At 60.7% G+C, this 20,515-nt stretch carries 23 protein-coding genes; 14 read left to right on the top strand and 9 right to left on the bottom strand.

Translation table 11 applies throughout. From position 1 onward, the window contains the following. Positions 1-10: 10 nt before the first annotated feature. Positions 11-292, bottom strand: a complete 282-nt coding sequence (locus tag ACZ1HA_RS09225; RefSeq protein WP_472713630.1) for a hypothetical protein — start codon at positions 290-292, stop codon at positions 11-13. A gap of 94 nt (positions 293-386) precedes the next feature. On the opposite strand from ACZ1HA_RS09225, the gene ACZ1HA_RS09220 reads away from it, so the two are divergent. Further along, complete coding sequence (locus ACZ1HA_RS09220; RefSeq protein ID WP_375230809.1) at positions 387-998, top strand: TetR/AcrR family transcriptional regulator; 612 nt, start codon at positions 387-389, stop codon at positions 996-998. Here the strand turns inward: ACZ1HA_RS09220 and ACZ1HA_RS09215 are convergent. Then, positions 979-1,890, bottom strand: coding sequence for a pirin family protein (locus tag ACZ1HA_RS09215; RefSeq protein ID WP_375230810.1), 912 nt, complete (start codon positions 1,888-1,890; stop codon positions 979-981). The genes ACZ1HA_RS09220 and ACZ1HA_RS09215 overlap by 20 nt on opposite strands. Before the next feature lie 194 nt (positions 1,891-2,084). Here ACZ1HA_RS09215 and ACZ1HA_RS09210 point away from each other — a divergent pair, with 194 nt between their 5' ends. Beyond that, positions 2,085-2,279, top strand: a complete 195-nt coding sequence (locus tag ACZ1HA_RS09210; protein WP_472713629.1) for a hypothetical protein — start codon at positions 2,085-2,087, stop codon at positions 2,277-2,279. On the opposite strand, the gene ACZ1HA_RS09205 is transcribed toward ACZ1HA_RS09210, so the two are convergent. After that, a complete protein-coding gene (locus ACZ1HA_RS09205; RefSeq protein WP_472713628.1) occupies positions 2,268-3,443 on the bottom strand; it encodes a 4Fe-4S double cluster binding domain-containing protein in 1,176 nt (391 codons plus the stop codon). The genes ACZ1HA_RS09210 and ACZ1HA_RS09205 overlap by 12 nt on opposite strands. 112 nt (positions 3,444-3,555) lie before the next feature. On the opposite strand from ACZ1HA_RS09205, the gene ACZ1HA_RS09200 reads away from it, so the two are divergent. Then, positions 3,556-4,500: an NAD(P)-dependent oxidoreductase gene (locus tag ACZ1HA_RS09200; RefSeq protein ID WP_472713627.1), complete on the top strand. Its 945-nt coding sequence runs from the start codon at positions 3,556-3,558 to the stop codon at positions 4,498-4,500. A 3-nt stretch (positions 4,501-4,503) separates the two neighbouring features. Here ACZ1HA_RS09200 and serS read toward each other — a convergent pair whose 3' ends face one another. Then, entirely contained in the window at positions 4,504-5,796 is a 1,293-nt protein-coding gene (serS, locus tag ACZ1HA_RS09195) for a serine--tRNA ligase (protein ID WP_472713626.1), read from the bottom strand. Positions 5,797-5,951: 155 nt separating this feature from the next. Then, a complete protein-coding gene (locus ACZ1HA_RS09190) occupies positions 5,952-6,638 on the bottom strand; it encodes a trypsin-like serine peptidase (RefSeq protein WP_472713625.1) in 687 nt (228 codons plus the stop codon). A gap of 181 nt (positions 6,639-6,819) precedes the next feature. Between ACZ1HA_RS09190 and yajC the strand changes: the two genes are divergently transcribed. The 10 genes from yajC to ACZ1HA_RS09140 are packed head-to-tail and all read left to right on the top strand — an operon-like array spanning position 6,820 to position 13,715. Continuing rightward, positions 6,820-7,098 carry a preprotein translocase subunit YajC gene (gene yajC, locus ACZ1HA_RS09185; protein ID WP_375230817.1) on the top strand — a complete coding sequence of 93 codons (279 nt, stop codon included), beginning with the start codon at positions 6,820-6,822 and terminating at the stop codon, positions 7,096-7,098. A 32-nt stretch (positions 7,099-7,130) separates the two neighbouring features. Next, positions 7,131-8,792 carry a protein translocase subunit SecD gene (gene secD / locus ACZ1HA_RS09180; RefSeq protein ID WP_375230818.1) on the top strand — a complete coding sequence of 554 codons (1,662 nt, stop codon included), beginning with the start codon at positions 7,131-7,133 and terminating at the stop codon, positions 8,790-8,792. A gap of 1 nt (position 8,793) precedes the next feature. After that, a complete protein-coding gene (secF, locus tag ACZ1HA_RS09175; protein ID WP_472713624.1) occupies positions 8,794-9,768 on the top strand; it encodes a protein translocase subunit SecF in 975 nt (324 codons plus the stop codon). Continuing rightward, on the top strand, positions 9,761-10,513 hold the full coding sequence (locus tag ACZ1HA_RS09170; protein ID WP_472713623.1) for a sulfite exporter TauE/SafE family protein: 753 nt from the start codon (positions 9,761-9,763) through the stop codon (positions 10,511-10,513). Before secF ends, ACZ1HA_RS09170 begins: the two co-directional genes overlap by 8 nt. 13 nt (positions 10,514-10,526) lie before the next feature. Continuing rightward, positions 10,527-10,880 (top strand): Mth938-like domain-containing protein, encoded by a 354-nt coding sequence (locus tag ACZ1HA_RS09165; RefSeq protein WP_472713622.1) that lies wholly within the window; start codon positions 10,527-10,529, stop codon positions 10,878-10,880. Between the two features lie 54 nt (positions 10,881-10,934). Next, positions 10,935-11,552: a heme ABC exporter ATP-binding protein CcmA gene (gene ccmA / locus ACZ1HA_RS09160; RefSeq protein WP_472713621.1), complete on the top strand. Its 618-nt coding sequence runs from the start codon at positions 10,935-10,937 to the stop codon at positions 11,550-11,552. Then, positions 11,549-12,205 carry a heme exporter protein CcmB gene (gene ccmB / locus ACZ1HA_RS09155; protein ID WP_472713620.1) on the top strand — a complete coding sequence of 219 codons (657 nt, stop codon included), beginning with the start codon at positions 11,549-11,551 and terminating at the stop codon, positions 12,203-12,205. The genes ccmA and ccmB overlap by 4 nt, the downstream gene beginning before the upstream one ends. Positions 12,206-12,257: 52 nt before the next feature. Further along, positions 12,258-13,025: a heme ABC transporter permease gene (locus ACZ1HA_RS09150; protein ID WP_472713619.1), complete on the top strand. Its 768-nt coding sequence runs from the start codon at positions 12,258-12,260 to the stop codon at positions 13,023-13,025. Then, positions 13,025-13,180 carry a heme exporter protein CcmD gene (ccmD, locus tag ACZ1HA_RS09145; protein ID WP_472713618.1) on the top strand — a complete coding sequence of 52 codons (156 nt, stop codon included), beginning with the start codon at positions 13,025-13,027 and terminating at the stop codon, positions 13,178-13,180. The genes ACZ1HA_RS09150 and ccmD overlap by 1 nt, the downstream gene beginning before the upstream one ends. Beyond that, positions 13,173-13,715: a DsbE family thiol:disulfide interchange protein gene (locus ACZ1HA_RS09140; protein ID WP_472713617.1), complete on the top strand. Its 543-nt coding sequence runs from the start codon at positions 13,173-13,175 to the stop codon at positions 13,713-13,715. The genes ccmD and ACZ1HA_RS09140 overlap by 8 nt, the downstream gene beginning before the upstream one ends. A 48-nt stretch (positions 13,716-13,763) precedes the next feature. On the opposite strand, the gene ACZ1HA_RS09135 is transcribed toward ACZ1HA_RS09140, so the two are convergent. Together ACZ1HA_RS09135 and acnA are read right to left on the bottom strand one after the other, a co-directional pair. Beyond that, positions 13,764-14,447, bottom strand: a complete 684-nt coding sequence (locus tag ACZ1HA_RS09135; RefSeq protein ID WP_472713616.1) for a VPLPA-CTERM sorting domain-containing protein — start codon at positions 14,445-14,447, stop codon at positions 13,764-13,766. A gap of 262 nt (positions 14,448-14,709) precedes the next feature. After that, positions 14,710-17,397 carry an aconitate hydratase AcnA gene (acnA, locus tag ACZ1HA_RS09130; RefSeq protein WP_472713615.1) on the bottom strand — a complete coding sequence of 896 codons (2,688 nt, stop codon included), beginning with the start codon at positions 17,395-17,397 and terminating at the stop codon, positions 14,710-14,712. A gap of 229 nt (positions 17,398-17,626) precedes the next feature. Between acnA and ACZ1HA_RS09125 the strand changes: the two genes are divergently transcribed. Next, a complete protein-coding gene (locus tag ACZ1HA_RS09125) occupies positions 17,627-18,322 on the top strand; it encodes a DUF1223 domain-containing protein (protein ID WP_472713614.1) in 696 nt (231 codons plus the stop codon). Between the two features lie 12 nt (positions 18,323-18,334). Here ACZ1HA_RS09125 and ACZ1HA_RS09120 read toward each other — a convergent pair whose 3' ends face one another. Then, positions 18,335-19,219: a lysophospholipid acyltransferase family protein gene (locus tag ACZ1HA_RS09120; protein ID WP_472713613.1), complete on the bottom strand. Its 885-nt coding sequence runs from the start codon at positions 19,217-19,219 to the stop codon at positions 18,335-18,337. A 206-nt stretch (positions 19,220-19,425) separates the two neighbouring features. Next, positions 19,426-20,496, bottom strand: a complete 1,071-nt coding sequence (locus tag ACZ1HA_RS09115) for a flagellar motor switch protein FliG (RefSeq protein ID WP_472713612.1) — start codon at positions 20,494-20,496, stop codon at positions 19,426-19,428. Positions 20,497-20,515 lie beyond the last annotated feature (19 nt).

The following is a 20,515-nucleotide window of genomic DNA, read 5'->3' as shown; positions in this document are numbered from 1 at the left end:
GGGCATTGGTTTACTCTGCTGCAGCGAGGCGCGCGCGTTCTGCATCCGTCATGACCGGCCTGCGCAGGCCCGCTGCCCGGGCCCGCAGCCCGTTTGCACGCGCCTGAAGCTGCTCGGCGGTTTCGTCATCTGCCGCGGCGTCTTCTGCTGTCTGCTGTGCCTGTTGCGTGAGCGGGCGCAGAGCCGGATAGTCCGCAGCTGCGGCTTCCGGGTTGGCGGCACCCGGTACGTCGGGCAGCTCAACGCAGGCCGAAAGCATCGCCGTCACAGTGATTATCGCCAGCAGTCGCATAAACGTCTCCGTGTTCCGGCTTCAGTCTTGCCTCATGCCTGGAAAAGGCGCAAGAAAGCTTTCTATTGAACGGGTGTTCAGTTAACGTCCACACATGCCACGGACCACAGGTTCACATTCCGATATTACCGGGCCCCGCATCCAGGCGGCGGCCCTGAAACTCTTTGCCAGCGAAGGATATGCGGCGGTGTCCATGCGGCGCATTGCGTCCGAGGTCGGCGTCCAGGCGGGTGCGCTTTACAATTACACGCCGGATAAACAGAGCCTGCTGTTCGGGCTGATGCAGGCCCACATGCAGGCGCTGCTGGATGCGGTCCCACGGGACAGGGGGCCTGATCCGGTGGCGCGGCTGCATCGGTTTGTGGCGTTCCACATCCGCTTTCACCACGACAGGCCGGACGCCGTTTTCATCGCCTATATGGAGTTGCGGAATCTGTCGCCCGCAAATTTCGCGGTGATCGAAGGGATGCGCCGCGAGTACGAGGACCTGCTGGAGGATATTCTGCGTGACGGCATTTCCGAGGGTCATCTGGAGACAGCGGACACCAAGATCACAACGCTGGCCGTCATTGCCATGCTGACCGGGGTCAGTACCTGGTTTCGGGAAAGCGGGCGGCTGTCACTTGAGGACATCACCGCCCGCTACTGGGAGCTTGTCTCCGGTGCGGTTGGCGCGCGTGCGCGCGTCAGTGCGCCGGCCGGATAAAGGTTCCGTTGTTCAGATCACGCATGGCCTGCATGAGTTCGGCCTGCGTGTTCATCACAATCGGACCGTGCCAGGCGACCGGCTCGTCGATGGGCGCGCCTGAGATCAGCAGAAAACGCACCCCTTCCGGGCCTGCCTGCAGGGTGACCTCATCCCCGGTGCCGAACCGGATCAGCGTGCGGTCGCCGGACAGATCCCGGATATTGACCTCTTCACCAGCGACCTCCTTTTCGAGCAGAACACCGCCAGGTGCGCTGGCATCGGCAAAGGCCGCAGCGCCCTCGAACACGTAGGCAAAGGCGCGCCGGTATGTGTCTATTTTAAAGGTCTTTTTCACGCCGGCAGGCACTGTGATGTCGAGATACTGCGGGTCCGCAGCGATGCCATCAACAGGACCGGTCTGACCCCAGAACGCGCCTGTGATCACTTTCACCCGGGTGCCGTCATCGTCCGTGACCACCGGAATATCCGCCGCAGTCACGTCCTGGTACCGGGGCGCGGTCATCTTCTGATCCGACGGCAGATTGCCCCAGAGCTGGAACCCGTGCATCTGACCCCTGGCGTTACCGGCGGGCATCTCCTGGTGCAGAATGCCGGAGCCCGCGGTCATCCACTGCACGTCACCGGCTCCCAGCGTGCCGGTGTTGCCCAGCGAGTCGCCATGCTCCACCGTGCCTTCGAGCACATAGGTGATCGTTTCGATACCTCTGTGCGGATGCCAGGGAAACCCTTTCTCAAAGTCCTGCGGCCGGTCATTGCGGAAATCGTCAAACAGCAGGAACGGGTCCAGTTCGGTCGGATCCTGAAACCCGAAGGCGCGGTGCAGTTTTACGCCAGCGCCTTCCATGGTGGGCACGGCCTGACGCGTTTCAAGTGTTGGTCTGAGTGACATTGTCTCTCTCCGTTTTGTCTGAGCGATACATAACCTGCAGCCCCTGTCGCGCAATCTGCCTGCGCGAACGGGATCTGTGCGGGAATGCGCAATAAATCAGAATATGTGATGCAATATATGTTAAACATTCGTTTTACTGATTTATGGTGCGACGCTATCTGAGGGTCAGGTGAAACCAGACAGAGGACTTTACCATGGCACTTATCGAAGACATCCGTCGTGACGGCCGCCCTGCCGTTCGTACCTTTTTGCTGATCACAGCGGGCACGCTGCTGGGGCTGGTGCTGGCGGCACAGGGCGGGCCTGCCGGTCAGGACCCCGCAACACCCGCAGCGCTTTCAGTGCAGCACGAAGACTGGCACGGCAACGTGCGCCGGTCAGGATCCTGAGCCGGCACTTTCCCACCAGGTGGCTGGTTTCCGGCGGCCGCCGCGACCGCGATCCAGCCACAGGGCCAGCCTGCGAAAGCGGGACAGTGCCAGTTTCTGCCACAGCCTGTGCCGCAGTTTGCTGAAATCCCGGTTGAACGGGCACACGCGCATGCAGATCGCGCAGTCGCTGGACAGTTTGGCCCAGAAGCCAAAGCACTTTTCCGCGTCAGATGTCCATTTCCGAACGCCACTGATAGCGGAGGGATTGGCGCCACCCGTTTCAGGTGGGCCAAAGGGCAGCGCTTTGACCGGGCAGGCGTCGGCGCATTTCGTGCAGATGTCGCAAAACGCCTTCACCCCGAGCGGACGGGGCGTGTCATGCGCCAGCGGAAGCGAGGTGAAAATCTTGGAAAACCGCAGGCGCGGCCCGAATTCAGGCGTGATCACCATCTGGTTGCGCGCGTATTCGCCCAGGCCCGCCTTCAGCGCATAGGGAATGACCAGCGCGGTATCGTTCATGGACGGGACCGCTTCGTATCCGAGATTGCGGATGTAGGCGGCGAGTTGCATCACCACCGCGGCTTCGTGGCTGTATTCCCGTCCTGTAGCAGCACCACCAAGAGCGGAAGGGTAGGTGTCCACGAGGTCAGCGTCCATCTGGTGACCCAGCACGATCACGGATGTCATGCCATCGGGCAGGTCGTTCGGCGCATCAGACAGGTCGCGCGTGTCGATGCGGCTGGCATAATGCCACCGCGGATCAACGCCGGTGATACCGCAGAGATCAGCTTTAAAGAAAGCCGCCACTTTTTTGATTTCAAGAGACATCTTTGCCGGATCGGTTGCGTCCGTCTGCATGGGGGCAACCGGTGTGTCGGCGCTGATCGGTGCCTGAAACCCTTCGCGTCTGCCCTGATCTGCATGCCGGTCGGTCATGATGTCGGAAATCAGCCAGGCGGCATTCCGCAGCGCAAAGTCGCGCTGGCTGAAGCCGTCTCCCCGGCGCGGAATGGCCTCCATCCTGTAGGAGGCGAAAAAGGCGTCCGTGCGCTTGCTGCGCACCGCCGGATCCCAGAACGCGCGGGTGAAAATGTCGTTGCGCTGATGAAACGGCGCAAAATCTTCGGTGACCTCGATACCTGCTGCGGCGTCGCCCGGTTGTGACTGTCGGTCGGTGCTCATGCCCGAAACCCTGGCTACAGGTGCGCCGCCGGTCAATCACAAAGGTCGCAAACGGACGCGACGGTGCGGGCAGCGCGCGGAATTCTCACTGAAAAGGCAGGAGAGAGCTGAAATGAAAGTAGGATTTATAGGATTGGGCAATGTCGGGGGGAAACTCTCGGGCTCACTGGTGCGGAACGGAACCGACCTGCTGGTGCACGATCTTGATCCGGAATTGGTTGCGGCAAAAGTGGCTGCCGGAGCCGGGGCAGGCGCGTCGCCCGCCCGGATGATGCAGGTCTGTGATGCGGTGATCACCTGTCTGCCAAGTCCTGCAGCCTCGGCAGCTGTGGTCGAAGAGATGCTGCCGCACATGGGTCCCGGTAAAATCTGGATGGAGATGTCGACCACCGATGCCGATGAGGTGCAGCGCCTGGGCAAGGCGGCAATCGCCACCGGGGCGGCGGCGGTCGATTGTCCTGTGTCCGGCGGATGCCACCGGGCAGACACCGGAAATATTTCTATTTACGCGGGATGCGACCGGGCGACGTTTGACCGCATACTGCCCTTGCTGACCCTGATGGGACGGCGCGTGCTGCATACCGGTGATCTGGGTTCTGCGAGCATTCTCAAGGTGATGACGAACTATCTTGCCACGGCAAATCTGCTCACGCTCTGTGAGGCGCTGACTGTCATGAAAGGCGCGGGCATGGATCTTGCGACCACTTTTGAGGCGATCAGCATCTCGTCGGGCACGTCCTTTGTGCATGAAACTGAAAGCCAGTTGATCCTGTCAGGTTCGCGCGATGTGAATTTCACCATGGATCTGGTGCTCAAAGACATTGGCCTCTTCCAGAAACTCGCGGATGACGCGGGCATTCCGCTGGAACTGTCCCCGATGATCATCGGCATGATGCAGGACGGTCAGGCGCGGTACGGCAACCGCGCCCAGTCCGACCGGATGATCGAACGTCTGGAGGAAGCGACGGGGTTGGATATCCGCGCGCCGGGTTTCCCGCAGGAACTGATTGATGACGAGCCGGAAGAACGCGGGTACGAGATCGTCCCCGCGCGCTGAGGCTCAGGCCAGTGTGCCGTCGGCGGCGAGCAGGGTCTTGCCGCCAAGGTAGGGAGCGAGCACTGTGGGCAGCTGCACAGAGCCATCTTCCTGCTGGCCGTTTTCCAGAACGGCGATCAGACAGCGGCCGACCGCCAGGCCCGATCCGTTCAGCGTGTGCACAAAGGCCGGCTTGCCGCCATCGGCGGGCCGGAACCGCGCATTCATGCGCCGCGCCTGAAAATCGCCGGTGGTCGAGACGGAGGAAATCTCGCGGAAGGCATCCTGCCCGGGCAGCCAGGCCTCGATGTCGTAGGTGCGGCGGGCGCCAAAGCCCATATCGCCTGTGCACAGAACCACCGTGCGGTAGGCGAGGCCCAGACGCTCCAGGATATCCTCGGCGCAGCGCAGCATGCGTTTCTGTTCTGCCTCGGAGTGGTCAGGATGCGTGATCGACACCATTTCGACCTTCTCAAACTGGTGCTGACGCAGCATGCCAGCGGTGTCCCGCCCGGCGCTTCCTGCCTCGGAGCGGAAGCAGAGCGTATGCGCCGTCATCCGGCGGGGCAGGTCGCTTTCTTCGAGGATATCGCCCCCGACCGTGAAGGTCAGTGGGATCTCCGAGGTGGACACCAGCCACCAGCCGTTGGTCGTCTGATAGCTGTCTTCGGCAAACTTGGGCAGTTTGTCGGTGCCATACATGGCTTCGTCCCGCACCAGTACGGGGCTGTTGATCTCGGTCAGCCCGTTCTCGTCCACATGTGTGTCGATCATGAACTGCGCCAGTGCACGGTGGATGCGCGCCACGGCACCCTTGAGCATGACGAACCGCGCACCGGAGGTTTTGGCCGCCGTTTCAAAATCCATGGAGGCCGCAACACCGGCAATCTCGTAGTGTTCTTTAGGCGTGAACGTGAAAACGGGTTTCTCGCCCCAGGCGTTAACCTCGACGTTGTCATTCTCGTCGGCACCATCGGGCACATCATCTGCCGGGATGTTCGCAATCCAGGACAGCTTGTCGGTCAGTTGTGCATCAAGCTCCTTGGCTTCGGCCTGCATCGCCGCGACTTCGGACTTTTTCTCGGATACGAGGGCGCGCAGACGCTCAAACTCCGCCTCATCACCGGCGGCCTTGGCGGCGCCCACTTTTTTGGACGCCTGGTTCTGCTCGGCCTGAGCCGTCTCGGCGGCTGCAATCTTGGCGCGGCGTGCTTCATCAATGGCCAGGATCTCAGAGGACAGAGGCGCATCTCCACGGCGGGCAAGAGCTGCGTCAAAGGCATCGGGGGCCTGACGGATTGCGCGGATATCATGCATGGAATCGTCCTCGGGTCTGAATCATTTCGCGGACAGCTTATGCCGTAACTTTTACCGGATCGTAACCATGAGTTTTGACGGGCCGTTTTAAGGTTGGGCCGCGCGTTCCTCTGCCCGCTGCTGCGCAGCTGCGACTTCAGCCCGGATCCAGTCATTCACAGGGACCACCATCGCATTGCCGTCCGGGCCCGCACGCGCCACGATGACACCCCCAGTGTCCATCGTTCCCCATCCCGTACCAGCAGGGCGCCGCCGGAGTTGCCGCTGACGACGGTGCAGTCCGACAGGATCATACTGTCTTCCCACGTCAGCTCTGCCCCGCAATCGAACCGGCCATGTAACTGCCGTGGCGTGAATCGCTGGTGCGCAAGGAGTGCTACGGGCCCTGCTTCGACCGTCCCGGTGAAGAGTGTCATGGGCGCGGCTGTTTCGGCGGGCACGGGCGTCTGCAACTGCAGAACGCCAATGTCAAAGGCGAATGCCCGGGTACCGCTGGCAAAGAGATAGGGGGGATAGACCCGCATTTCAGCGGCTCTGTGACTGGCGATCTGCGTCGTCCCGTTCCACCCTATCGTAAAAAATCTCAGGATTTGTCCGGCGTTGCGGCCACCAGAGCAGTGAGCCGCAGTCAGAACAAGGTCCGGTGCCACAAGGGTCCCCGAACAGGTGGGAATACCGGCCGGACCCCCGACGTTTACCACGCCAACGGCGTGCCACTGCGGTAACCCTGCCTGTGGAACAGGCGACAGAGGGCCGCTTTCGGCCAGCACCCGGACGCCGGAGAACAATATTGCGAAAAGCGCAGCGGCACGGCGTCCGGTGAGGGTTTTCAATGGTCTCATTGCACCGGCATCCTGCACACAATGCACGGGCACGCCAAGAGTATGCCTGATGCATGCAGATACATTGTGTCAGCGGCCACGCGCCGCCTTGCAAACCCGCGCCTCAGACCATAGGTTCCGCCAGAATTTCGTGCATCCCCGACGGGTTGCCTGCGACCCTATTGTAAAGGACCCGACCGCTATGGAAGCATTCGCCCAGTTTGTCCCGCTGATCCTGATTTTCGCGATCATGTATTTCCTTCTGATCCGCCCGCAGCAGAAGAAGGTGAAAGAGCATCAGGCGATGGTTGCAGCGCTGCGCCGGGGTGACCAGGTGGTGACCCAGGGTGGCATCGTTGGCAAGGTGGCCAAGGTCAAGGAAGACGGTGAACTGGAAATCGAGATTGCCGAAGGCGTGAAGGTCCGCGTGATCCAGCACACCATCGCATCTGTCGTCTCGAAAACCGAACCGGCGAAGTAATCGCGCCCTTCAACCGCTGAAAAGGCGCTTTCATGCTTCAGATTGATCTCTGGAAACGCATCCTGATCCTGCTGACCTGTCTTGCGGGTCTCTGGGTGGCGGTGCCGAACCTGTTTTACACCTCAGTTGAGCAGCATAACGATGCCGCTCAGGCAATCGAGCTTGGGGCTGATACGCCTGAAAACCAGGCCCAGCTGGCGCTCTGGCCGGAATGGATGCCGTCGGGTCTTGTCAATCTGGGGCTGGATCTGCGTGGTGGTGCGCATCTGCTGGCAGAAGTGAAAGTGCAGGACGTCTATGAGGCGCGGATGCAGGCATACTGGCCGGAAATCCGCGATGCGCTGCGCCCTGAGCGCGCCACCATCGGCACCGTGCGGCTGCAGCCCTCACCGGCGGATGAGGTGCATGTGCGTATTTCGCAGCCCGAAGGTATGGCGCGCGCGCTGGAAGTTGTGCGGGGACTGGCAACGCCCATCCCGACCCTGACGGGCGTTGGCGCCAATGACATTGAGGTCCGGGCCGAAGGCGACGTGATCATCGTGACCCTGTCGGAGGCCGAAAAACTCGCATCTGACGAGCGGACGGTTCAGCAAAGTCTTGAGATTATCCGCCGCCGGATTGACGAGGTGGGCACGCGCGAGCCCACGATACAGCGCCAGGGAGCAGACCGTATTCTGATCCAGGTGCCGGGCATCGGCTCTGCGGCTGAACTCAAGGATATCATCGGTACCACGGCCCAGCTGACCTTCAATCCGGTGGTCAGCCGGGGTTCAGACGGCGATGCCGTACCGGGCATTGGCAATGTGATCCTGCCGTCCATTGATGAACCTGGCGCGTTCTACACGCTGGAGGCCGCACCTGTCGTTACCGGCGAGGAACTGGTGGATGCGCAGCCGGCCTTTGACCAGAACGGCCGCCCTGCGGTGAATTTCCGGTTCAATACCACGGGCGCACGCAAGTTCGGTGATTACACCGCGGAGAATATCGGATCGCCCTTCGCTATTGTGCTCGACAGTGAAGTGATCAGCGCACCCACGATCCAGAGCCACATTCCGGGTGGCTCCGGCATCATCACAGGCCAGTTCACGGTCGAGGAATCGACCAATCTGGCGGTGCTGCTCAGGGCAGGGGCGCTGCCTGCGGGCCTCGAATTCCTTGAGGAACGGACCATCGGTCCGGAGCTGGGGCAGGACAGTATCGACGCGGGTAAAGTCGCGACCATCGTGGCTTTTGTCGCTGTGCTGGTGTTCATGTTCCTGAGCTACGGGCTCTTCGGGCTTTTTGCCAACGTCGCCCTGATCATCAACATCGGCCTCATCTTTGGTCTGCTGAGTGTGATCGGCGGTACCCTGACGCTGCCCGGTATTGCGGGGATCGTTCTGACGGTCGGTATGGCGGTGGACGCCAACGTGCTGATTTTCGAGCGTATCCGCGAGGAACTTAAGACGTCCAAGGGGCCGGCCCGTGCCATTGAGCTGGGCTATGAAAAGGCCCTGTCGGCCATTCTGGATGCCAACATCACAACCTTCATCACAGCGGTGATCCTGTTTGCCATGGGCTCCGGCCCGGTGCGCGGCTTCGCGATCACGCTGGGTCTGGGCATTCTGACGTCGGTCTTCACAGCGATTTTCGTCACCCGCCTGCTGGTGGTCATCTGGTTCGAGCGCAAGCGCCCGAAAACAATCGAGGTCTGATATGCGTCTGCGTCTGGTCAAACAGAATACGAACTTCGACTTTTTCAGCCGCTGGAAACTCTGGCTGGGCATTTCCGGACTGATGATGGTCATCGCTTTTGCCTCGTTCATGATCCAGGGGCTGAACTTTGGCATCGACTTCCGCGGGGGCACGACCATCCGGACGGAGAGTACGCAACCTGTGGACATCGGTGTCTACCGCGAGGCACTGACACCGCTGGAGCTTGGTGACATCTCCATTACCGAAGTGTTCGATCCGCAGTTCGACGCGGATCAGAACGTCGCGATGATCCGGATTGAGGCCCAGGAAGGCGATGAGGCGGTTCAGGGCCAGCTGATCGCAGATATCGGCACGGCCCTGCAGGCCGCTGATCCCGGTCTCAAACTGCCGTTCGCCTCAGTTGAATCGGTGGGGCCGAAGGTTTCCGGAGAGCTGATCCAGACCGCCGTCATCGCTGTGGTTCTCGCGATTGGTGCAGTGCTTGTCTATATCTGGCTGCGGTTTGAGTGGCAGTTCGCGGTTGGTGCGGTGCTGGCCCTTGTGCACGACGTGATCCTGACAATCGGTGTGTTTTCTGAACTGCAGATCAGGTTTGATCTTGCGATTATTGCAGCACTTCTGACCATCGTTGGATATTCTCTTAACGATACGGTGGTAGTCTTTGACCGGGTTCGCGAAAACCTGCGCAAATACAAGAAAAAGCCATTGAACGAAGTGCTCAACATCTCGATCAACGAAACGCTCAGCCGGACGTTTATGACCTCCGTGACCACGTTGCTGGCGCTGATTGCACTGTTTGTGCTGGGCGGCGACGTAATCCGCGGATTTGTCTTTGCGATGATCTGGGGCGTGATCGTGGGCACCTATTCGTCGGTCTTCGTGGCCTCGGCCGTGCTGCTTTATCTGGGCGTGAAACGCGACTGGTCCAAACCGGATGCCAACGCCGGAAATCAATACGCCAACATAGATGCCTGAATTCCTGAGCAGCCTTCCGGACGCCGGAGGGCTGATCTGGCTGATCGTCGGTGTTGTCGCCGCTGGTCTGGTGCGTGGGTTCGCTGGGTTTGGCAGCGGCATGATCATCATGGCCACGGCCTCTTCGGTGCTGCCACCGGTCTCGGCCGTTATTTTCATGATGATGGCGGAACTGATCGGGCCGCTCCCCAACCTGCGTTCGGCCTGGCGCGAAGGCGCGCCGCGTGACGTAGGACGTCTGATGATAGGGGCGACGGTTATGGTGCCCGTGGGCATCTGGTGCCTTGCGAATATGTCCACCGAAGTTTTTGGCTGGATCGTCTCTGCCTCCGTCCTGCTGCTGCTTGCGATGCTGATGTCGGGCTGGCGCTACAAGGGCGAGCTGACGCCGCGCCTGACGGTCGTCACCGGTGCGCTCGGTGGCTTTATGTCCGGGTTTGCTGGCATTCCGGGCCCGCCGGTCATCATGCTCTACATGTCCAGCCGGTTGCCGATTGCAGTGATCCGGGCGAATTTTCTGCTCTATCTGCTCGCCATTGATGTGGTCATGATCGCGGTCTTCTGGGGAAGCGGGCTGTTCATCTGGGAAATTGCGGTGCTGGGTCTGCTGGCAGGCATTCCGAATTTCGTGGCTAATTACGCAGGCGCGCGACTTTTTGACCCGACCGCAGAGCGTGTTTTCCGGATTGTGGCCTATATCGTGATTGCGGCTTCGGCTATTCTGGGCCTGCCTTTGTGGAGCTGAAGCGGAAAACACTATGCGCCTGAATGAAATAACCTTTACCGACGCAAAGCCTGTGGAGGGCTATGGTCCCGGTTTTTTCCGGATAGGCGGTGAGGTGTACAGCGGCCCGGTCCTGACGGGCCCCGCTGGCACAGGGCCGTGGGGCGGGCTGGACGATGCCGCGGCTCTGACGGACCTTGCGGGCCGCATTGATGTGCTCTTTGTCGGGACGGGGGCGGACATTGCGCACCTGCCCGAAACGCTGCAGACGCAACTCGAAGAGGCAGGTCTGGGCATTGAAGTGATGGCCTCGCCCGCAGCCGCGCGGACGTATAACATCCTGCTCAGCGAAGGCAGGCGGATCGCGCTGGCGCTACTGCCGGTCTGAAAATTCCCGCAAACCCGCTTTTGCGCACGGGCGCAATAGGTTAACGCTTGTGGCATGACACTGACGATCCGAGATCTCAGCGTGGCCCGCGGCGGGCTGCCGGTTCTGACCGGGCTGACTTTCCGGTTGGCACCCGGCGATGCGCTGATCCTGCGTGGGCCGAACGGGTCGGGCAAAACCACATTGTTGCGCACGGTTGCGGGACTGCAGCCACCGTTGTCCGGAGAGATAGACGCCGATCCCGATGCAATCGCCTATGCCGGGCACTCGGATGGTCTGAAAGCGATGCTGACGGTGACCGAAAATCTCCGCTTCTGGGCCTCGGTTTTCGGCCAGCAGGATATTTTGCCCGCACTGCGGGGGTTCGATCTGGAAAACCTCTCCGACCGTCTTGCCGGCACTCTGTCTGCCGGGCAGAAACGCCGCCTGGGACTTGCGAGGCTGCTGGTCACCGCCCGTCCGGTCTGGGTCCTGGATGAACCGACCGTTTCGCTTGACGCGGCTTCTGTCGCGCTTTTTGCCAGCGCGGTGCGCGTGCATCTGGAACGTGGTGGTTCGGCGCTGATCGCCACGCATATCGACCTCGGCCTTGATGCGGAGGTGCTGGATATTTCGCCGTGGCGTGTCACCGCTGATGCCCGCGCCGGTGCCAGTGATGAGGCTTTCCTGTGAGAGCTCTGCTGCACCGGGACCTGGCCCTGGCGCTGCGGGCAGGGGGCGGTTTCGGCCTCGGGCTGGCGTTCTTTCTGATTGTGACTGTTCTGGTGCCCTTCGGCGTCGGGCCACAGTCTGAGCTGCTGGCGCGGATCGCCCCGGGTATTCTGTGGCTTGGTGCGCTGCTGGCCTGTCTGCTGTCGCTGGACCGCCTGCTGGCGCTCGACTGGGAGGACGGCACGCTTGACCTGCTGGCCACGTCTCCTCTGCCGCTGGAGGCCGCGCTCAGCATCAAGGCGTTTGCGCACTGGATCACCACCGGCCTGCCGCTGGTGCTGGCGGCGCCCGTTCTTGGTATCCTGCTGAACCTGCCGGGGCCAGGATACCTGTGGCTCGTCATTTCACTGGCGCTGGGAACGCCCGCGCTGTCGGTGATCGGCACCTTTGGCGCGGCGCTGACCGTGGGCATCAAACGGGGAGGGCTGCTGCTGTCGCTGCTGGTGCTGCCGCTCTATGTGCCGACGCTGATATTCGGGGCAGAAGTGGCGCGCCGCGGTGCCGCAGGGCTGGATACGCTGACACCACTGCTGATGCTGGCCGGGATCACCGCCGGCGTGGTCGCCGTCATGCCGTTTGCCTCGGCGGCGGCCCTGCGGATAAACCTGCGGTGATCGTGACGTTTTGTCCATTGAGCGCGCAGGCGGGGGAGCATAGATAAGAGCCATGTCAGCAACCGACGAAAAGCCAGCGGTCAAACGCCCTTCAGGCTTCTGGAGCTATGCCAACCCGGTGAAATTCCTGGGGCTCAGCGAGCGCGTGCTCCCGACACTCTGGGTGCTGTCCGCCGTATGCCTGGTGATCGGTCTAATCTGGGGCTTCTTTTTCACGCCGGACGATTTTCGTCAGGGCTCAACGGTGAAGATCATCTACCTGCACGTGCCTTCCGCGATGATGGCGATCAACGCCTGGGCGATGATGCTCCTTGCATCGCTGGTCTGGATCGTGCGGCGCCACCATGTCAGTGCTCTGGCGGCAAAGGCTGCCGCACCCGTGGGTGTGGTGATGACGCTCATCGCCCTGGCAACCGGGGCCATCTGGGGCCAGCCGATGTGGGGCACCTGGTGGGCCTGGGATCCGCGGCTGACCTCCTTTCTGATCCTGTTTCTTTTTTATCTGGGTTATATCGCCCTCTGGGAGGCGATTGAGGACCCGGATACCGCGGCTGATCTGACCTCGGTCCTGTGTCTCGTCGGTTCCGTTTTTGCGGTGCTTTCGCGCTATGCCGTAAACTTCTGGAACCAGGGCCTGCACCAGGGCGCATCGCTCAGCCTAGACAAGGAAGAGAACGTCGCCGATGTCTTCTACTTTCCGCTGCTGGTCTGTATCGCCGGTTTTGTCCTGCTCTTTCTTGCACTTGTTCTGTACCGCACCGGCACTGAAATCCGGCTGCGCCGGACACGGGCGCTGCTGGCCCGGCAGAGGGCGCGCTGATGCCTGATCTCGGAAAATACGCTGATGCCGTGCTGTCGGCCTATGCTGTCTCGCTGCTCCTGCTTGTTTTCCTGGTATTGCTGACGCTGCGCCGGGGACGCCGGGCACGCGCTGAACTGGCCGCTGCTGAAAGCGGGGAAAAACGGTATGGCTAAAAAGATCTCGCCTCTCATGATCGCGCCGCCGCTGATCTTTGCAGGGTTTGTGGCGCTGGCAGGGATCGGCATGTTCACGACCGATTCCTCTGAACTGCGCTCGACGCTGATCGGCAAACCGGCGCCATCGATAACAGACGCTCAGCTGGGTGACTTCCAGCCCGTCACTGCCGATGCCATGGCGACCGGCGAAGTGACGCTGGTGAACTTCTGGGCCAGCTGGTGCCCGCCCTGTCACGCGGAACATCCCCGCCTTCTTGAAATGGCGGCAGAGGGCATGCCCATCATCGGTGTGAATTTCCGCGACCAGGAAGCCCCGGCGGCCGGATATCTCACAAAGGATGGGAACCCGTTTCTGGCGGTTGCCTTTGATCCGGAGGCGCGCACTGCAATTGACTGGGGTGTCACGGCGCCGCCGGAAACGTTCATCCTCGATGCTGAGGGCACGGTGCTCTTCCGTTTTGCCGGGCCACTGATCGGAAGCGATTATGAACAACGTTTCCTGCCCGAACTGAACAAAGCGCTTGGCAAATAAAAAAGCGCCCCCCGCAGGGAGCGCCTTGTCTGTTTCATCTTGTCAGGATCAGGCCTGTTTGCGGCGTCTCATCCAGGCGAAGGCACCCAGACCACCAACCAGAAGCGGCAGACCTGCCGGAACGGGCACTGCAGACACTTCGATCTGGCCTACCGCGCCAGAGCGCGAGAACACAACTTCAAGCGTGTCGCCGCGCGCGCCAGCGAAATCAAGCAGGGTGAATTCGTTGTTGTTTGCAGTGTTGTTGGTGTCGGATTCGTTGTCGTCATTCAGAATGAAGCTCAGGACGACATCATCACCGGAGAACAGCGTCGCCGAGGTTTCGACTTCGGAGTCCAGCAGGAAGAGTTCGCCCAAAGATACAACAGAGAGGAAGGAGAACGTCAGCGTGCCGCCGCTGCCGTTGTCATCAGGTCCACCGCTTGCGTTCTCCTGAACGATCAGCGCATTGCCAAACCCGCGCACGTCATTGTCGTCCTCGGCGTTTGTAAAGTCAGACGTCAGGTCGGGATCGTTGCCCGTGCTGGTTGTCCCCGGCGCAGTGTTGAACACAACAGCCTGCGCCTGGCCGCCGATTGCGGAAATGTCAGCAACGATGCCATCCGCCAGCTCGGTGTTTGCGCCAAGCACCTGACCTTCGCTGAAACCGCCGAAATCCACAGTTGCTGCGTGGCTCATGCCAGCAGCGCTGAAACCAATTGCTGCAACCGCAGCCATACCCAGTGTCTTCATTGTTCGTACTCCCACACTACTGGTTCAAAAAGTTGCGCGCTATGCTGCAGGCTTTACGTTTTTTTAAGACATGGTCCAATCACAAAAATGCCATATTCCCGCTTTGGTTGTGTTGTGACCCAGCGTCATCGACCTTTGCATCCGTAGCGGGAGCAGGTGCGGAAAAAAGATGCATTTCTGCACCCGCTGGCTGAGGCATGGCACAAAAAAACCCGGCGCCAGACCGGCACCGGGTTTCCATTCAGTTCAGGGCAGACCCTGATCAGGCGGCCTGCGCCAGGTTGCGCAGCACATAATGCAGCACGCCACCGTGTTCGATGTATTCGATCTCAATGGCGGTATCGATCCGGCACTTCAGCATGATTTCCTTGCTGCTGCCATCGGCCATCGTGATCGTGCAGGGCACTTCCTGCAGCGGCTGGATGGTGTCCAGTCCGGCAATCGAAACGGTTTCCTCTCCGGTCAGGCCCAGCGATTTGCGGGTGTCGCCGCCGGTGAACTCAAAGGGGATCACGCCCATGCCCACCAGGTTGGACCGGTGGATGCGCTCAAAGCTCTCGGCGATCACGGCCTTGACACCCAGCAGTGCCGTGCCCTTGGCCGCCCAGTCGCGGCTGGAGCCTGCGCCATACTGTTCACCGCCAAAGATCACCAGCGGGGTGCCCGCATCCTGATAGGCCATCGCGGCATCATAAATCGACGACTGGTTGCCATCGGGACCCTTGGTATAGCCACCCTCAACACCGTCCAGCATCTCGTTCTTGATACGGATATTGGCGAAGGTGCCGCGCATCATGACCTCGTGGTTGCCGCGGCGCGACCCATAGGAGTTGAACTCCCGCACAGGCACCTGACGTTCGATCAGGTACTGACCGGCGGGCGTGGTGTCCTTGAAGGAGCCGGCGGGCGAGATGTGGTCCGTGGTGATCATATCGCCCAGGATCGCCAGCACGCTCGCGTTCTCGATGTTCGAGATCTTGCCCGGCTCTTTGCCCATGCCCTGGAAATAGGGCGGGTTCTGAACATATGTCGAGGAGACCGGCCAGTCATAGACTTTACTATCTGTCGTGCTGACACCCTGCCATTTGTCGTCGCCTTTAAAGACGTCGGCGTATTTGGTCAGGAAGGCTTCGCGCGTGACGGTCTGTTCGACCAGCTCTGCAACTTCCTGGCTTGTGGGCCAGATGTCTTTCAGGAAGACATCATTGCCGTCCTTGTCCTGACCCAGAGGTTCCGTTGTCAGATCAATGTCCAGCGTGCCAGCCAGGGCATAGGCCACGACCAGCGGCGGGGAAGCCAGATAGTTGGCGCGCACGTCCGGGCTGATCCGGCCTTCGAAGTTGCGGTTGCCCGACAGGACGGATGTCGCCACCAGATCGCCTTCGGCAATGGCCTCGGACAGTTCTTTCTGTATCGGACCGGAGTTGCCGATACAGGTAGTGCAGCCGTAACCCACCAGGTTGAAGCCGATCGCATCCAGATCGTCCTGCAGACCGGCGGCCTCAAGATAGGCGGAAACCACCTGGGATCCTGGTGCCAGCGATGTCTTGACCCAGGGCTTGCGGTTCAGGCCGAGGGCAGCAGCCTTGCGCGCCACGAGGCCCGCGCCGATCATCACGTATGGGTTCGAGGTGTTGGTGCAGGAAGTGATCGAGGCGATCACAACCTTGCCCGATTCCATGGTGTAGTCTTCGCCTGCGACGGCGACTTCCTTGCCCATCGGGCGCTTGAAGGTCTCTTCCATCTCGCGCGAGAATGCGGCCTTTGCATTGTCGAGTGCTACGTAGTCCTGCGGGCGCTTGGGGCCAGAGATTGCAGGCACGATGGTGCCCATATCAAGATGAAGCGTGTCAGTGTAGACCGGTGCATAATCGTCACCCCGCCAGAAGCCGTTTTCCTTGGCATAGGCTTCGACTAACGCCACACGGTCCTCATCCCGGCCGGTGTTGCGCAGGTAGCGCAGTGTTTCATTGTCAATCGGGAAGAAGCCGCAGGTTGCGCCATATTCCGGTGCCATGTTCGCGATGGTGGCACGGTCGGCCAGCGGCAGACGGTCGAGGCCTTCGCCGTAGAACTCGACGAATTTGCCAACCACACCCTTGGCGCGCAGCATTTCGACGACCTTGAGCACCAGGTCAGTACCGGTGGTTCCTTCCATCATGGTGCCGGTCAGCTCAAAGCCGATCACTTCCGGGATCAGCATGGAGATCGGCTGGCCGAGCATCGCGGCTTCTGCCTCGATCCCGCCAACGCCCCAGCCGAGAACCGCGGCACCGTTGACCATCGTGGTGTGGCTGTCCGTGCCGACGAGCGTGTCGGGATAAGCGACTTCGGTGCCGTTCTGGTCTTTGTCGGTCCAGACGGTCTGGGCCAGATATTCCAGGTTCACCTGGTGGCAGATACCGGTGCCGGGGGGGACCACGCGGAAGTTGTTGAACGCCTTCTGACCCCACTTGAGGAAGGTATAGCGCTCCATATTGCGCTCGTATTCGCGGTCGACATTCATCTGGAAGGCGCGCGGGTTGCCGAACTCATCGATCATCACCGAGTGGTCGATCACGAGATCAACGGGGTTCAGCGGGTTGATCTTTTCCGCGTCACCGCCAAGGCTGATGATCGCGTCACGCATCGCGGCGAGATCAACAACGGCCGGGACGCCGGTGAAATCCTGCAGCAGCACCCGGGCAGGGCGGTATGCGATCTCGCGCGGGTTTTTGCCGCCTTTGGCACCCCATTCGGCAAACGCCCTGATGTCGTCGGTGGTGACAGTCTTGCCGTCCTCGAAACGCAGCATGTTTTCCAGCACCACCTTCAGCGCGGCCGGCAGATTGGAGAAATCACCCAGTCCCGCGGCGCTGGCGGCTGGAATGGAGTAATAGTCAACGCTCTGTGCGCCGACGGTCAGGGTCTTACGTGTGGCTGAGCTGTCGTGACCAACGGTAATGGGCATGAAATGCGTCCTCTGGCTTGAATGAAGTCATCACTGGATTGGCTGCTGCATAGACCCATGCGTGTGGGCATTTCAACTCAATTCAGCGCTTCTGCGTCAAAATGTATACCATTGTGTACCGAAATCTGAAAGGATTCCTTCACCAGTCTCAAGAAACCTTGATTGGCGTTTCATCTGAGGTCTCAATATGTGTGGTCACAGGGGCGGGACCGCAGCATCGGGGAATCAGATGAAACGATTTATACAGGCATTTGTCACATCAATGATCCTGGCCGCACCGCTTCAGGCGGAAGACAGCCCGGTTGTTGTTGAGCTCTATACCTCGCAGGGATGTTCGTCCTGTCCGCCCGCGGATGAAATTTTCCACGCCCTGTCGGACCGCGACGACGTTATCGCACTGGCACTGCATGTGGACTACTGGGACTATATCGGCTGGAAAGACGAATTCGCGGATCCGCGGAACGCAGAGCGGCAGCGGGCTTATGCCACCGTTGCGGGACGCCGGTCGATCTACACGCCCGAAATGATTGTGAACGGCACAACAGATATCGTCGGTGCCAAACCGATGCAGTTGTCCGACGCTATTGCGATGCACCGCGAGACCCCATCGCCCGTTGCAGTAAGCCTCGAACGGGACGGTAATTCGGTGCGCATCGATGCGCGCCCGCGTAAGGGCAGGGTGGGCCGGTCGGTTGTTCATATCCTGCGCTATGTCCCGCGGCGCGAAGCGCGGATTACCCGCGGTGAAAACGCGGGCCGTACGCTGGATTACGCGAATGTCACGCAGGACTGGACAGTGCTGGGAGAGTGGGATGGCCGCGCGCCGCTGGAGCTGGAGGCCGAAGCGCCGGGTGATCTGCCTGTAGTGGTGCTGGTTCAGGCGGGCAATATGGGCCCGATACTCGGGGCTGCCCGCGTCCGCTGATCTGCCGGACCCTCAGGCCACGCGCCACCGCCGGTGAACCCAGAACCATTGTGCGGGATCCTTGCGGATATGTGCCGCCAGACTGTCATTGAGGTGCTGTGTCATCTGCTCCGGCGTTGAATGCTCAACCGGTGCCTCAAGCAGTGTTCTGAACGTCAGCCCATCTTCCTGCCGGATACCATAGAACGGAATAAGCTCTGCGTTGTAGCGCAGGCTGAGTTCTGCCGCTGACAGGGCTGTTTTCGCAGGTTCGCCGAGGAATTCGAGGGTGGTGCCGTCATAGACGTGCTGGTCAAACAGCAGGACCAGCTGCCCGCCGTCCTTGAGATGGCGCACAAATCCCGCAGTGCCGCGCCGCCCCTTGGGAAACACGGGTCCGCCGAAAGCTTCCATCGTGCGGACGTAATGTGCGTTGAAATAAGGATTGGCCATGTTCCGGTAGAGGCCGCCAATTCTGTATCCGCGTGCGACCAGGGCCGCGCGTACAGCCTCATAGTTCCCGTAGTGACCGGTCACCAGAACAACGGGACGGTTTTCTTTGTGCGCCTTTTCCAGCGCGTCGACGCCCGGACCTTCCAGGTCATTGTCAGCAAGGCGGGCCGGAAAGTCCCGGCTGGAGTAATTCTCAATAAAGGTGCGACCGACATTGTTCAGGCACCGGGCAGCAATCTGTTGCCGTTCGGTCTCCGGTGTTTCCGGCATGATCAGCGCCAGGTTGCTCAGGGCGCGTGTTCTGTACCCTGCAACGGGCCCGATCACATGCTGTACGACCCAGCCCACGAAACGCACCCTGGTGTCGTAGGGCAGGAGCAGTGCAAGGCGGATCAGCGCAACAATCGCGAGGTTGCTCAGGTAGTGTCCGGCGCGTCGGCTGAAGGGTGTTTGCTGCGGGGACATACCTGTGTCCTGGGCCTCATCTGGCTGCTTGCGGCGGGTGTTGCATACCGCGCCCGGGCACCAGACATAGGGCGCTCAGGCCCGGATCACAAGGTATGCCGCGTCTGCCGGGCAGGCTGCTTTTCCGGAGTACGAGACGGTTGAGCGGTGCCGGCAGACCAGATTATTGTCGCGGCCGACCGTGCGGCCCGGTGATCTGAATCGCCTCAGTCACCATCTTCATCATCGACAATCAGCAACAGTTCGCCAGAAGCTTCCATCTCCCGGATCGACTGCACAATCATCGCTGCAGCCTCTTCCATATCGGATGCTTTGACCTTTTCACGCTCATCGACGGATTCGCGCAGCTGGTCCGCCATCCGGCCGGACATGTTCTCAAGGATGAAGTCAGCGGACTTCTGGAAACCAGCAGCTTCTGCACCCGCAAGTGCTGTGATCAGAACATCCTGGTCAATGCCACGCACAACACGCGGAATATCGCGGGCCGCAATCCGTTGTGGGATATTGCCAAAAGTAAAGATGGCCTTGCGGACCTGTTCTGCGAAACCGGCATCGGTTTCATCCAGCCCTTCAAGCACATCATCACGTGTGACAGAGGTTGTGGAGTTCAGAATGGCTCCGACCCGCTCGACCGGGCCACTGTCAAAGGCCTTCACCGGTTCTGCGTCCAACTGTGCAGCAAGCGACAGCCCAATGCGGTCCACAGCATCCGGGGTGACGGCGCTGGTGAGCGACACAGCATAGGTAATGCGCCGTGCTTCGGGCCCGGGCAGCCGCCCCAGAAGTTCGGCAGCACGTTTGACATCAATCTTGGACAACATGACTGCAGCAACCTCAGTACTCTCGTTCTGCAGCACAGGCAGCAGTTTTTCAGGGCCCAGCTGGCGCAGGCGTTCCCAGGGGTCACCATATTCACGCACCCCGGCCTCTTTGCGCAGGCGGGCCGCCGTCTGTTTCGAAATTTTGCCGTCGAGCGCGTTGAGCGCACCGGCAATACCGCCGCTGAACGACAGGCCAACGCTTTCGAGTTCGTCAGAGAACTCATTCACAACGTTCGAAAGGGTATTGCGATCCACAAGCCGGAGTGAGCCCATCTGCTGGGTCAGTTCTGCCTGCAGCTCTTCGGGCAGATCCTCAAGCGGGATATCCGCGCCTTCGTTGATCAGCAGCCGTACGACGATTGCTGCTTTTGCTTTCCGGCTCATTCCCGCCGGGGATGCAGTGGGAGTTCCGCCCGCAAGGGCCGGGAACTGTGCCATGGGAACCATTTCAGTCATCTTTGCCCGCCTCTGTCTG

Source organism: Roseobacter sp. S87 (assembly GCF_055693285.1).
Note: the sequence above shows the minus strand (reverse complement) of the source record. Positions and strands in the feature narration are given on the sequence as shown.

Excerpts from the sequence above, each read along its gene's own strand:
- ACZ1HA_RS09205 (WP_472713628.1), bottom strand. The coding sequence starts at position 3,443 with ATGAGCACCGACCGACAGTCACAACCGGGCGACGCCGCAGCAGGTATC.
- ACZ1HA_RS09150 (WP_472713619.1), top strand. The coding sequence starts at position 12,258 with ATGTCAGCAACCGACGAAAAGCCAGCGGTCAAACGCCCTTCAGGCTTC.
- ACZ1HA_RS09135 (WP_472713616.1), bottom strand. The coding sequence starts at position 14,447 with ATGAAGACACTGGGTATGGCTGCGGTTGCAGCAATTGGTTTCAGCGCT.
- ccmD (WP_472713618.1), top strand. The coding sequence starts at position 13,025 with ATGCCTGATCTCGGAAAATACGCTGATGCCGTGCTGTCGGCCTATGCT.
- serS (WP_472713626.1), bottom strand. The coding sequence starts at position 5,796 with ATGCATGATATCCGCGCAATCCGTCAGGCCCCCGATGCCTTTGACGCA.
- ACZ1HA_RS09220 (WP_375230809.1), top strand. The coding sequence starts at position 387 with ATGCCACGGACCACAGGTTCACATTCCGATATTACCGGGCCCCGCATC.
- ACZ1HA_RS09190 (WP_472713625.1), bottom strand. The coding sequence starts at position 6,638 with ATGAGACCATTGAAAACCCTCACCGGACGCCGTGCCGCTGCGCTTTTC.
- ACZ1HA_RS09170 (WP_472713623.1), top strand. The coding sequence starts at position 9,761 with ATGCCTGAATTCCTGAGCAGCCTTCCGGACGCCGGAGGGCTGATCTGG.
- ACZ1HA_RS09210 (WP_472713629.1), top strand. The coding sequence starts at position 2,085 with ATGGCACTTATCGAAGACATCCGTCGTGACGGCCGCCCTGCCGTTCGT.
- yajC (WP_375230817.1), top strand. The coding sequence starts at position 6,820 with ATGGAAGCATTCGCCCAGTTTGTCCCGCTGATCCTGATTTTCGCGATC.
- secD (WP_375230818.1), top strand. The coding sequence starts at position 7,131 with ATGCTTCAGATTGATCTCTGGAAACGCATCCTGATCCTGCTGACCTGT.
- ACZ1HA_RS09215 (WP_375230810.1), bottom strand. The coding sequence starts at position 1,890 with ATGTCACTCAGACCAACACTTGAAACGCGTCAGGCCGTGCCCACCATG.
- ACZ1HA_RS09140 (WP_472713617.1), top strand. The coding sequence starts at position 13,173 with ATGGCTAAAAAGATCTCGCCTCTCATGATCGCGCCGCCGCTGATCTTT.
- ACZ1HA_RS09165 (WP_472713622.1), top strand. The coding sequence starts at position 10,527 with ATGCGCCTGAATGAAATAACCTTTACCGACGCAAAGCCTGTGGAGGGC.
- ACZ1HA_RS09200 (WP_472713627.1), top strand. The coding sequence starts at position 3,556 with ATGAAAGTAGGATTTATAGGATTGGGCAATGTCGGGGGGAAACTCTCG.
- acnA (WP_472713615.1), bottom strand. The coding sequence starts at position 17,397 with ATGCCCATTACCGTTGGTCACGACAGCTCAGCCACACGTAAGACCCTG.
- ACZ1HA_RS09115 (WP_472713612.1), bottom strand. The coding sequence starts at position 20,496 with ATGACTGAAATGGTTCCCATGGCACAGTTCCCGGCCCTTGCGGGCGGA.
- ACZ1HA_RS09225 (WP_472713630.1), bottom strand. The coding sequence starts at position 292 with ATGCGACTGCTGGCGATAATCACTGTGACGGCGATGCTTTCGGCCTGC.
- ccmA (WP_472713621.1), top strand. The coding sequence starts at position 10,935 with ATGACACTGACGATCCGAGATCTCAGCGTGGCCCGCGGCGGGCTGCCG.
- secF (WP_472713624.1), top strand. The coding sequence starts at position 8,794 with ATGCGTCTGCGTCTGGTCAAACAGAATACGAACTTCGACTTTTTCAGC.
- ACZ1HA_RS09120 (WP_472713613.1), bottom strand. The coding sequence starts at position 19,219 with ATGTCCCCGCAGCAAACACCCTTCAGCCGACGCGCCGGACACTACCTG.
- ACZ1HA_RS09125 (WP_472713614.1), top strand. The coding sequence starts at position 17,627 with ATGAAACGATTTATACAGGCATTTGTCACATCAATGATCCTGGCCGCA.